13 protein-coding genes are annotated in these 10,330 nt (G+C 68.7%); 6 read left to right on the top strand and 7 right to left on the bottom strand.

The features are described 5' to 3' along the window. Window positions 1-213 precede the first annotated feature (213 nt). From ACNFOC_RS43575 to ACNFOC_RS43555, 5 genes are all read left to right on the top strand, one after another. Window positions 214-411 carry a hypothetical protein gene (locus ACNFOC_RS43575; RefSeq protein WP_416964543.1) on the top strand — a complete coding sequence of 66 codons (198 nt, stop codon included), beginning with the start codon at window positions 214-216 and terminating at the stop codon, window positions 409-411. Continuing rightward, on the top strand, window positions 411-779 hold the full coding sequence (locus tag ACNFOC_RS43570) for a type II toxin-antitoxin system death-on-curing family toxin (protein ID WP_416964542.1): 369 nt from the start codon (window positions 411-413) through the stop codon (window positions 777-779). Before ACNFOC_RS43575 ends, ACNFOC_RS43570 begins: the two co-directional genes overlap by 1 nt. A 168-nt stretch (window positions 780-947) precedes the next feature. Continuing rightward, on the top strand, window positions 948-2,747 hold the full coding sequence (locus tag ACNFOC_RS43565) for a DEAD/DEAH box helicase (RefSeq protein ID WP_416964541.1): 1,800 nt from the start codon (window positions 948-950) through the stop codon (window positions 2,745-2,747). A 399-nt stretch (window positions 2,748-3,146) separates the two neighbouring features. After that, window positions 3,147-3,788: an IclR family transcriptional regulator gene (locus ACNFOC_RS43560; RefSeq protein ID WP_406125907.1), complete on the top strand. Its 642-nt coding sequence runs from the start codon at window positions 3,147-3,149 to the stop codon at window positions 3,786-3,788. A 64-nt stretch (window positions 3,789-3,852) separates the two neighbouring features. Further along, window positions 3,853-4,647, top strand: coding sequence for a S16 family serine protease (locus tag ACNFOC_RS43555; protein ID WP_416964540.1), 795 nt, complete (start codon window positions 3,853-3,855; stop codon window positions 4,645-4,647). On the opposite strand, the gene ACNFOC_RS43550 is transcribed toward ACNFOC_RS43555, so the two are convergent. The 7 genes from ACNFOC_RS43550 to ACNFOC_RS43520 form a co-directional block, all read right to left on the bottom strand. Next, a complete protein-coding gene (locus tag ACNFOC_RS43550) occupies window positions 4,644-4,835 on the bottom strand; it encodes a hypothetical protein (protein WP_416964539.1) in 192 nt (63 codons plus the stop codon). The two genes, ACNFOC_RS43555 and ACNFOC_RS43550, sit on opposite strands and share 4 nt — an antisense overlap. A 16-nt stretch (window positions 4,836-4,851) precedes the next feature. Then, on the bottom strand, window positions 4,852-5,424 hold the full coding sequence (locus ACNFOC_RS43545; RefSeq protein WP_416964538.1) for a helix-turn-helix domain-containing protein: 573 nt from the start codon (window positions 5,422-5,424) through the stop codon (window positions 4,852-4,854). Between the two features lie 81 nt (window positions 5,425-5,505). Further along, complete coding sequence (locus ACNFOC_RS43540; protein ID WP_416964537.1) at window positions 5,506-6,462, bottom strand: glycine betaine ABC transporter substrate-binding protein; 957 nt, start codon at window positions 6,460-6,462, stop codon at window positions 5,506-5,508. Next, window positions 6,459-7,265: an ABC transporter permease gene (locus tag ACNFOC_RS43535; RefSeq protein WP_416964536.1), complete on the bottom strand. Its 807-nt coding sequence runs from the start codon at window positions 7,263-7,265 to the stop codon at window positions 6,459-6,461. Before ACNFOC_RS43535 ends, ACNFOC_RS43540 begins: the two co-directional genes overlap by 4 nt. Beyond that, window positions 7,262-8,536: a betaine/proline/choline family ABC transporter ATP-binding protein gene (locus ACNFOC_RS43530; RefSeq protein ID WP_416964545.1), complete on the bottom strand. Its 1,275-nt coding sequence runs from the start codon at window positions 8,534-8,536 to the stop codon at window positions 7,262-7,264. Before ACNFOC_RS43530 ends, ACNFOC_RS43535 begins: the two co-directional genes overlap by 4 nt. A gap of 7 nt (window positions 8,537-8,543) precedes the next feature. Next, window positions 8,544-9,191, bottom strand: coding sequence for an ABC transporter permease (locus ACNFOC_RS43525; protein ID WP_416964535.1), 648 nt, complete (start codon window positions 9,189-9,191; stop codon window positions 8,544-8,546). 12 nt (window positions 9,192-9,203) lie between these two features. Then, window positions 9,204-9,701 (bottom strand): Lrp/AsnC family transcriptional regulator, encoded by a 498-nt coding sequence (locus tag ACNFOC_RS43520; RefSeq protein WP_416964544.1) that lies wholly within the window; start codon window positions 9,699-9,701, stop codon window positions 9,204-9,206. A gap of 125 nt (window positions 9,702-9,826) precedes the next feature. On the opposite strand from ACNFOC_RS43520, the gene ACNFOC_RS43515 reads away from it, so the two are divergent. Next, on the top strand, window positions 9,827-10,330 hold a 504-nt coding region (locus ACNFOC_RS43515), incomplete at its 3' end, for a VOC family protein (RefSeq protein ID WP_416964534.1).

Here is a 10,330-nt window from a genome sequence, read left to right as displayed (position 1 = left end):
GGTAGCGACACTCGCTTCCTCGTCGGCAGCGGCAGAGGGGTAGAAGAGACAGGGGCAGGGTGTCGTCTCGGCCGGAGGCGGGTCCCACCCGGGGGCCTTTGCCGCGGTGTTTCTGCCGATGGCGGGCGTGGCGTTGGTGGGGGCCTGGGTGAGCACGCGGGTGCGGACGGAAGCGCGGTGATACCACGTGGTACCGCTGGGTACCGTTGAGGCGTGGCTGGACTGAACCTGCGATTCACGGACGAAGAGCTCGATGCCCTGCGCGACCGCGCGGCGGTGGAGGGGCTCAGCATGCAGGCCTTCGCGCACGACGCGGTGATCGCGGCGGTGAACGAGCGTGCGCGACTGTTCGATGAGGCGGCCGAGCATGTGCTGAACGCCAGCGCCGAGTTGAACCGGAGGCTCGCCTGATGGACTACCTCACCCTTTCCGAGCAGCTCGACCTCACGAAGCGGCTCGGCACGGACGAGGTGCGTGACTACGGGCTTCTCGACTCGGCGCTCGTGCGCCCCCAGTCGAGTGTGTTCGGGCAGGACGCCTATCCGGACGTATGGCAGAAAGCCGCCGCGCTCATGGAGTCCCTCGCCCGAAACCATGCCCTCGTGGACGGGAACAAGCGGATCGCCTGGTACGCGACCTGGGTCTTCCTGCACATGAACGGACACCCCCTGGACGCGGACTTCGACGTGGACGAGGCGGAACAGTTCGTACTGGACGTCTGCCAAGGCGCTCTGGACGTACCCAAGATCGCTGCCCAGCTGCCGCGCTTCGCGCGCTGACGCTCCCGGGATCTGTGACCTCAGTCCCATCCCAGGGCACCCCGGCGTCGTCCGCACGTTGACACCACCGGCCCGCCGGTAGGGTGGCCCGGTTGTCATACGTAGCCGATTCCATACGTAGCAGATGCCACACGTAGCCGAGCCGCCCTACTCCCGAACCCGGAGACCGTGACTACCACCGCCGCCTCCTCCACCAGCTCCCACCACCTCTCTCCCGCCTTCCCCGGACGCGCCCCCTGGGGCACCGCCGGCAAGCTGCGTGCCTGGCAGCAAGGTGCGATGGAGAGGTATGTCCAGGAGCAGCCGCGGGACTTCCTCGCGGTCGCGACCCCCGGTGCCGGCAAGACGACCTTCGCGCTCACCCTCGCCTCCTGGCTGCTGCACCACCATGTCGTGCAGCAGGTGACCGTGGTCGCGCCGACCGAGCACCTGAAGAAGCAGTGGGCGGAGGCGGCCGCGCGGATAGGGATCAAGCTGGATCCCGAGTACAGCGCCGGGCCGCTCGGCAAGGACTACCAGGGCGTCGCCGTCACCTATGCCGGTGTCGGCGTACGGCCGATGCTGCACCGCAACCGTGTCGAGCAGCGCAAGACCCTCGTCATCCTGGACGAGATCCACCACGCCGGTGACAGCAAGTCGTGGGGTGAGGCCTGCCTCGAAGCCTTCGAGCCGGCCACCCGGCGGCTCGCGCTGACCGGTACGCCGTTCCGGTCCGACACCAATCCCATTCCCTTCGTGACGTATGAAGAAGGGAACGACGGGATTCGGCGGTCGTCCGCCGACTACACCTACGGTTACGGCTCCGCGCTCAGCGACGGCGTCGTGCGGCCCGTCATCTTCCTCTCCTACAGCGGCAACATGCGCTGGCGGACCAAGGCGGGCGACGAGATCGCCGCGCGGCTCGGCGAGCCGATGACGAAGGACGCGATCAGTCAGGCCTGGCGTACGGCGCTGGACGCGCGCGGCGAATGGATGCCGAGCGTGCTGCGCGCCGCCGACCAGCGGCTGACCGAGGTCAGGAAGGGCATCCCGGACGCCGGCGCCCTCGTCATCGCCACCGACCAGGACTCCGCGCGCGCCTACGCCAAGCTGATCCGCGAGATCACCGGCAGCAAGGCGACCGTCGTCCTGTCCGACGACACCGGTGCCTCCAAGCGCATCGACGACTTCGCGGCGAGCAACGACCGGTGGATGGTCGCGGTGAGGATGGTGTCGGAGGGCGTCGACGTGCCTCGGCTCGCCGTCGGCGTCTACGCCACCACCATCTCCACCCCTCTCTTCTTCGCCCAGGCCGTCGGCCGTTTCGTACGGTCCCGGCGGCGCGGTGAGACCGCCTCCGTCTTCCTGCCGACCGTCCCCGACCTCCTCACCTTCGCCAACGAGATGGAGGTCGAGCGCGACCACGCCCTCGACAAGCCGAAGAAGGAGGGCGAGGAGGACCCGTACGCCGAGTCCGAGAAGGAGATGGAGGAGGCGAACAAGGAGCAGGACGAGGACACCGGCGAGCAGGAGCAGTTCGCCTTCGAGGCCCTGGAGTCCGAGGCCGTCTTCGACCGGGTGCTCTACGACGGCGCTGAGTTCGGCATGCAGGCGCACCCGGGGAGCGAGGAGGAGCAGGACTACCTCGGCATCCCCGGACTCCTCGAACCCGACCAGGTGCAGATGCTGCTCCAGAAGCGGCAGGCCCGGCAGATCGCGCACAGCCGCAAGAAGCCGGACGAGGAAGCCGACCTGCTCGAACTGCCCGCCGAGCGGCGGCCCGTCGTCTCCCACAAGGAGATGATGGAGCTGCGGAAGTCGCTCAACACCATGGTCTCCGCGTACGTCCACCAGACGGGCAAACCGCACGGCGTCATCCACACCGAGCTGCGCCGCACCTGCGGCGGCCCGCCGAGCGCCGAGGCCACGGCCGGGCAGCTGAGGCAGCGCATCGCGAAGGTCCAGGAGTGGGCCACGCGCATGAAGTGATCCGCCGGTCCCGCTGCCGGTTCAACTCCTCGGTCGACCCGTGCGACGGATGCGCCGCCGACCCGCGCAACGGATGGGCCGTCGACCCGCACATCTGTGCGGAATTTGCGCACGGGCGATCCCCAGGTCAGGACATGTCGCCATGTAGCGAACCGGTCCGTACCAGTCGGTGACCGGATTCTGGACGGAGACTTCCGCTCAGCGAACCCGCTTCGCTAGTGTCCCGCTACGCACACGCCCCGTGGCAGCGCCGCCGCGGAGCGCAGCCGTGAAGCGACTGGGCCCGGACACGCCGGGCCGCCTCGCCGATCGGCGGCCTCTGTAGCGCGTCACTGACGGGACTCGGTGACGCATCCGCCGCGAGGAGGCCGCCGCCTCACCACTTAAGGAGTGGGCGTCGTGACCGCGGAGACCTCCCAGACGCTCGACCGGGGACTGCGCGTCCTCAAACTGCTGGCCGATACGGACCACGGGCTGACCGTCACCGAACTGTCCAACAAACTGGGCGTCAACCGGACCGTCGTGTACCGGTTGCTGGCCACCCTCGAACAGCACGCACTGGTACGCCGTGACCTGGGCGGCCGAGCCCGAGTCGGGCTCGGCGTGCTGCGGCTCGGCCGCCAGGTGCACCCCCTCGTACGCGAGGCGGCGCTCCCCGCGCTGCGCTCGCTCGCCGAGGACATCGGGGCGACCGCTCACCTCACCCTGGTCGACGGGGCGGACGCCCTCGCCGTCGCCGTGGTCGAGCCGACCTGGACCGACTACCACGTGGCCTACCGGGCCGGCTTCCGCCACCCGCTGGACCGGGGAGCCGCAGGCCGCGCGATCCTCGCCGCCCGGCGCCAGGCCGCGGACGAACCCGGATACACCTTGACGCACGGCGAGTTGGAGGCGGGAGCGAGCGGAGCCGCCGCGCCGCTGCTGGGCGTCACGGGGGTCGAGGGCAGCGTCGGCGTGGTGATGCTGGCCGACGCGGTGCCCGAGCGGGTGGGGCCGCGGGTCGTCGACGCGGCGCGCGAGGTCGCCGAAGCGCTGCGCTGAGGCCGTCGGGGGTGTGGGGTGACCGGCGCCTGGCCGGAAGTGGCCGTCGCGTTAGATTGATCCCGTGCTCCTCTCTCGCCTCACGCGCCCCCAGGCCGTAGCCGTCTGCGCCCTGCCTGTCGTGGCACTGCTCGCCACGGCGGGCCTCGCGCCGTTGCCCTTCTCGCTGGCGCAGCCCGGTCTGACCGCGAACGTGCTCGGCGAGAACAAGGGCACCCCGGTGATCACCATCTCCGGGGCGCCGGTGCGCACGACGAGCGGTCAGTTGCGCATGACGACGATCGAGGCGACCGGACCCGATCAGCATGTCTCGCTGAGCGATGTGATCGACAGCTGGTTCCGTACCGATCGGGCGGTCATGCCGCGTGACTCGGTCTACCCGAGCGGCAACAGCGTCAAGGAGATCGAGCAGCACAACACGGAGCAGATGCAGGAGTCGCAGGACGACGCGACCACGGCCGCGCTCGACTACCTGAACCTCAGCGACAAGAACGTCAAGGTCACGCTCAAGCTGGCCGATGTCGGCGGCCCCAGCGCGGGGCTGCTGTTCACCCTGGGCATCATCGACAAGCTGAACGGCGACGGCGACGGCGGCGATCTGACGGGCGGTCGCACCATCGCCGGTACGGGGACGATCGGCACCGACGGCACGGTGGGCGCGGTCGGGGGAGTGGCCCTCAAGACCCAGGCCGCGCGCCGTGACGGTGCGACGGTGTTCCTGGTACCGAAGGCCGAGTGCTCGGACGCCAAGTCCGAACTGCCCAAGGGTCTACGACTGGTCGCGGTGACCACGCTGAAGGGCGCGGTGAGCGCGCTGGAGGCGCTGGAGACGGGTAAGGGTTCCGTGCCGGGCTGTTAGGCGACGGCCGGCTTCGCACCGTTCGGGGTGGCGGCCAGGCGCAGGCCCAGTTCTACGAGGGTCCAGCCGAGGCGGCTACGGAGTTCGCGGGGGCGCCTGGCCTGGGCGGCGAGGCGGTGGGCGGCTGCCTCGGCCTGGAGTTCGGCGGCGCGGGTGTGGTGCAACTGGAGGTGGGTTTCCGGGTGCATCGGGGTCTGCCTCGTCTCATTCTGATTCGGTCGGGAAGGCATGCAGGTGGAAGCGCACCTGCTCCGCGTCGGGCGTGTCCTCGCCCTCATAGCTTTCGAGCAACTCGTGGATCTTTCCCACGAGTTCACGGGTACGTTCGGGCGTCAGGCGTACGGTCCAGTCGCTCATGTCGGTCGAGTGGGACCACTTGGGCAGCCAGTCCTCCCGGGTGCCGACCCAGGTCGACAGCTCACGGGCATGGGTGGTCGCCACCTCGTGCAGGAACGTGTCGGCCGCGCCACGCACCGCCGGGTCCGCGTCGACGAGCAGGTTCTCGTCGAAGCCAATGCCCTGCTCGACCGCCTGCCACCAGCGCTCCCGCCCCTTGCCGCGCTCCGGGGCGTCTTCGACGAACCCGTGTGTGGCCAGTTGGCGCAGGTGGTAGCTGGTGGCCCCGCTGGACTCGCCCAGCCGCTCGGCGAGCATCGACGCGGTGGCCGGTCCGTACCGTCGCAGCGCGTTCAGCAGCTGCATCCGCAGCGGGTGAGCGATCCCGCGCAGCGAACGGGCGTCGAGATTGCGGTACTTGGACGGTTCGGGCTTGTACATGAGTACAAAGGTAGCGTTGCAAAGAAGTCGTTGCAAGGGGTTCTTTGCAACTGGTCCTTTGTAACTCGCCCTCCACCACCCCTACTTGACCAACCCTTCCGCCTTCATCCAGTCCAGCGCCACCTGATGCGGATCCTCCCCGTCGACATCCACCTTCGCGTTCAGCGTCCGCGCCACCGTGTTGTTCAGCTTCTTCGTCACCGGGTCCAGGACCTTTGCGATCGCCGGCCACTTCTTCAACGCCTTCGTGTTGATCTCGGGCGCCGCGTTGTAGTTGGGGAAGAACTTCTTGTCGTCGGCCATCACCGCGAGGTTCATGGACTTGATGCGCCCGTCGGTGGTGAAGACCTCGCCGTACGTGCAACTCCCCTTCTTTACCTGGGTGTAGATGATCCCGGTGTCCATCTGCGTGATGTTCTTCGCCGGGAGACTCATCCCGTACGCCTTCTCCATGCCCGGCAGCCCGTCCGCGCGGTTGGCGAACTCGCTCTCCACGCACAGCGTCACCGCGCCCGGATCCTTCTTCGCCAGCGCGGCCACCTCGGACAGCGTCTTCGTGCCGTACTTCTTGAAGTTGGCCTGGTTCATCGCGAGCGCGTACGTGTTGTTGAGGTCCGAAGGGGCCAGCCAGGTCAGGCCGTTCTTCAGATCCGCGTCCCGTACCGCCTGCCACTGCTTCATCGGGTCGGTGATCGGCTTGCTGTTGCCGAGGTACGTGATCCACGCGGTGCCCGTGTACTCGTACATCCCGTCCGCGTCACCGGACTTGACGGCCTCCCGCGCGCCGATCGAACCCTGGATGCCGGTCCGGTCGAGGACGTCCGCGCCGGCCGCCTCGAAGGCGATGCCCATCATCGCGCCGAGGATCAGCTGCTCGGTGAACTCCTTGGAGGTGACGGTGAGATGGGCGCCCTTGAGGGGCTCGCCCTTGCCGATGGTGCCGGGGCTGACGTCGTCGACCATGGGGGAGCCGCTGGTCAGTCCGCAGCCGGATACGAAGATCAGCGCACCGGCCGTCACCAGACAGGTGCGTCTCATGAGCCCGCCTCCAATCCCCTTGGCCGCAGCAGCAGTTCGACCAGGGAGGCCAGCCAGTCCACGAGGAGGGCGAGGCTGATCGTGAGGATCGAGCCGAGGACCAGGACGGGCATGCGCTGGGTGGTGATGCCGGTGGTGATCAGGACGCCCAGGCCGCCGCCCCCGCCGAACGTCGCCAGGGTCGCCGTACCGACGTTGAGGACCAGGGCCGTTCGGACACCGGCCAGGATCAGCGGGACGGCGAGCGGGAGCTCCACCTTGGCCAGGACGCCGAGTTGGGACATGCCGATGCCTCGGGCGGCTTCGAGGAGCGTCGGGTCGTTGGCCTTCAGGCCCGCGATGGTGTTGGACAGGACCGGCAGGACGGCGTAGATGATGATGCCGATCAGGGCCGCCTTCTCGCCGGTGCCGAGCCAGATCACCAGGAGGGCCAACAGGCCGATCGCCGGGGTGGCCTGGCCCATGTTGGCGAACGTCATCGCCACCGGGGCGGCCTTCCGGAACGCCCTACGGGTCAGCAGGATGCCCAGCGGGATCGCGATGATCAGCACGAAGAACGTGGAGATCACGGTCAGCTGGACGTGCTGCCAAAGGGCCTTGGACACCTGGCCGTTGGACAGCGCGTTCTCCGAAATGGCGTCCAGGTGGGCCTGGTTGAACCACAGCCAGGTCGCCAGCAGGATCGCCACCAGGGCTGCGGGCAGGAAGGTCAGCTTCTGCCAGGTGATCCGGCGTTTCGGGGGAGTCGCGGGCGGCGGGGCCTCGACCTCCGTCTCCTCTTCTTCCAGCTCGGGCGTGGTCACGCCTTCTCCTCCCCGCCGGCGCCTTCCTGCTCGGCGTGCGTCTGGAGGGCCCGGGCCTCCTCCAGCTCGTGCTGGGCCTCCATCGCCTCCAGCCGGTCGGCCTCCAGGAGTTCGTGCACGGAGTTCATCAGCGTCTCCATGTCGACGACGCCGGTGTACTCGCCGCGCCGCCCGGTGACCGCGACCCGCCCCGCGTTGTCCGTGAGCACCGCCTCCAGCGCGTCCCGGAGCGTCGCGTCCCGGGTCACCGTGTCGCTGACCAGCGTGCCCGCGCGGGCCAGCGAACCCTTGGCGCGCATCATGTCGCCGCGCCGCAGCCACTTGTAGGGCCGGCCGCGCTTGTCGAGCAGCAGGATCTCGTTGGTGCCGCTGTCCCGGAGCCGGTTGAAGATGTCCTGGAGCGGGTCGTCGACGGTGACCGTCGGATAGTCGGTGATCTCTACATCCCGTACGCGGGTCAGGTTCAGCCGCTTCAGGGCCGCCCCGGCGCCCACGAACCCGGACACGAAGTCGTCCGCCGGGTTGGTGAGGATCGCCTCCGGGGTGTCGAACTGCGCGATGTGCGAGCGTTCGCGCAACACCGCGATCCGGTCGCCCAGTTTGATCGCCTCGTCGAAGTCGTGGGTGACGAAGACGATCGTCTTGTGCAGTTCGTGCTGGAGCCTGATCAGCTCGTCCTGGAGGTGGTCGCGGGTGATCGGGTCGACCGCGCCGAACGGCTCGTCCATCAGCAGCACCGGCGGATCCGCCGCCAACGCCCGTGCCACGCCCACGCGTTGCTGCTGTCCGCCGGAGAGCTGGCGCGGATAGCGGCCCTGGAACTCACCGGCGTCAAGACCGACCAGGTCGAGCATCTCCTCCACCCGGTTCCTGATCCGGGACTTCGACCAGCCGATCATCTTCGGGACGAGTGCGATGTTCTGGGCGACGGTCATGTGCGGGAAGAGCCCGCTCGACTGGATCGCGTAGCCGACCTTGCGGCGCAGCTTCACCGGGTCGATGTCGGTGACGTCCTCGCCGTCGATGCGGATACGGCCGCCGGTCGGTTCGATCAGCCGGTTGATCATCTTGAGCGTGGTGGACTTTCCGCAGCCGGACGGCCCGACGAAGACGACGAGTTCGCCCGCCTTGATCTCCATGTTGACGCTCTCGACGGCCGGGTCGGCGCTGCCCGGATACCGCTTGGTCAGGTTCTCCAGCTCGATGGAGGCACCGGAGGTCGTGGTCGCCGGCTCGGACGCGGACCGTTCGGATGCGGATCGCTCGGACACGGATCGCTCAGGCACGGATCCCCCTGGGAATGGTCAGCCGTCCGAGAAGGACGTACGCGGCGTCGAACAGCAGCGCCAGGACGATGATCCCGAGCGTGCCCGCGAGCACCTGGTTGAGGGCGTTCTTGCTGCCCAGCGACCCGATGCCGCGGAAGATCTCGTTGCCGAGGCCGGGCCCGGAGGCGTACGCCGCGATGGCCGCGATGCCCATCAGCATCTGGGTGGAGACCCGGATACCGGTGAGGATCGGCGGCCAGGCCAGCGGCAGTTCGACCCGCGCCAGCCGCATCAGCCGGGACATCCCGATGCCCTTCGCCGCGTCCACCAGGGACGGGTCCACCCCGCGCAGGCCCACGATCGAGTTCCGGACGATCGGCAGCAGGCCGTACAGGGTCAGAGCGATCACCGTGGGCGGAACGCCAAGACCGACGATCGGAATGAGCAGACCGATCATGGCGAGCGACGGAATGGTCAGAATGGTCGAGGTGGCCGTGGTGGCGAGGTTGCCCGCCCACTCGCTCCGATACGTGACGACCCCGATCACCACACCGATCAGCGTGGCCACGACCATGCACTGGAAGACCGCGCTGGCGTGCTGGTAGGCGTCGGTGAGCAGCTGCTGGTGCCGGTTGCCCAAGTACTCCCAGAAGCTCACATGCCCACACCCCTACGTCGGCCAGGTCGTCGTCGTTCCTTCCGGGTCCTCCGCCGCCTGCTCCACCAACGGGATGATCCGCAGCGGAACGGGGTTCTCCATCACGATCGCGGTGGCGGCCCGGACAATGCCATCAAAACCGACAACCCGGTCGATGACCCGCTGGAGGTCGGCGTTCGACCGGGCCACGAGCCGGCACAGCATGTCGCCGCTGCCGGTGGTGGTGTGCAGTTCGAGGACCTCGGGGACGGTCGCCAAGTGCGCCCGTACGTCCGGGCCTTGCCCCTGCCGGATCTCCAGCGTCGCGAACGCGGTGACCGGATAGCCGAGCGCCGCCGGATCGACCTGCGGGCCGAATCCCCGGATGACTCCATTCGACTGAAGCCGGTCCAGCCGCGCCTGCACCGTCCCCCGGGCCACCCCCAGCCGCCGGGACATCTCCAGCACCCCGATCCGCGGCTCCTCGGCCAGCAGCACGATGATCCGGCCGTCGAGATGATCGATCCCCATGCTGCCGCCTCCCACGATGGTCATCCTGTACAGAAAGCCCGCCGAAACGGTCGTACCACTGAACAAACTGCCCAGCGGATACGCGAACTATTGCGCACCTTGCCGAGGAGGGGGAGCCTGCGCTCATGGCTGTCATCTCTGCGAACACTCACCCCGCTCCCGACACCGCCCGGCAGGCCGACCCCTTCCCGGTGAAGGGAATGGACGCGGTCGTCTTCGCCGTGGGCAACGCCAAGCAGGCGGCGCACTACTACTCCACGGCCTTCGGCATGACGCTGGTCGCCTACTCCGGACCGGAGAACGGCAGCCGCGAGACCGCCTCGTACGTGCTCACCAACGGCTCCGCCCGCTTCGTGTTCACCTCCGTCATCAAGCCCGCCACCCCCTGGGGCGAGTTCCTCACCCGGCACGTGGCCGAGCACGGCGACGGCGTCGTCGACCTCGCCATCGAGGTGCCGGACGCGCGCGCCGCGTACGCGTACGCCGTCGAGCACGGCGCCCGTTCGCTCGCCGAGCCGTACGAGCTGAAGGACGAGCACGGCTCGGTCGTCCTCGCCGCCATTGCCACCTACGGCGAGACCCGCCACACCCTCGTCGAGCGCACGGGCTACGACGGCCCGTACCTCCCC

The sequence above is a fragment of the Streptomyces colwelliae genome, assembly GCF_048158785.1.
GTDB lineage: Bacteria > Actinomycetota > Actinomycetes > Streptomycetales > Streptomycetaceae > Streptomyces.
This window is presented reverse-complemented; position numbering and strand designations above follow the sequence as displayed.

Bases quoted from the DNA above. Each gene is read 5' to 3' on its own strand.
- ACNFOC_RS43570 (WP_416964542.1), top strand. From the start codon at position 411: ATGGACTACCTCACCCTTTCCGAGCAGCTCGACCTCACGAAGCGGCTC.
- ACNFOC_RS43550 (WP_416964539.1), bottom strand. From the start codon at position 4,835: ATGCACCCGGAAACCCACCTCCAGTTGCACCACACCCGCGCCGCCGAA.
- ACNFOC_RS43545 (WP_416964538.1), bottom strand. From the start codon at position 5,424: ATGTACAAGCCCGAACCGTCCAAGTACCGCAATCTCGACGCCCGTTCG.
- ACNFOC_RS43540 (WP_416964537.1), bottom strand. From the start codon at position 6,462: ATGAGACGCACCTGTCTGGTGACGGCCGGTGCGCTGATCTTCGTATCC.
- ACNFOC_RS43520 (WP_416964544.1), bottom strand. From the start codon at position 9,701: ATGGGGATCGATCATCTCGACGGCCGGATCATCGTGCTGCTGGCCGAG.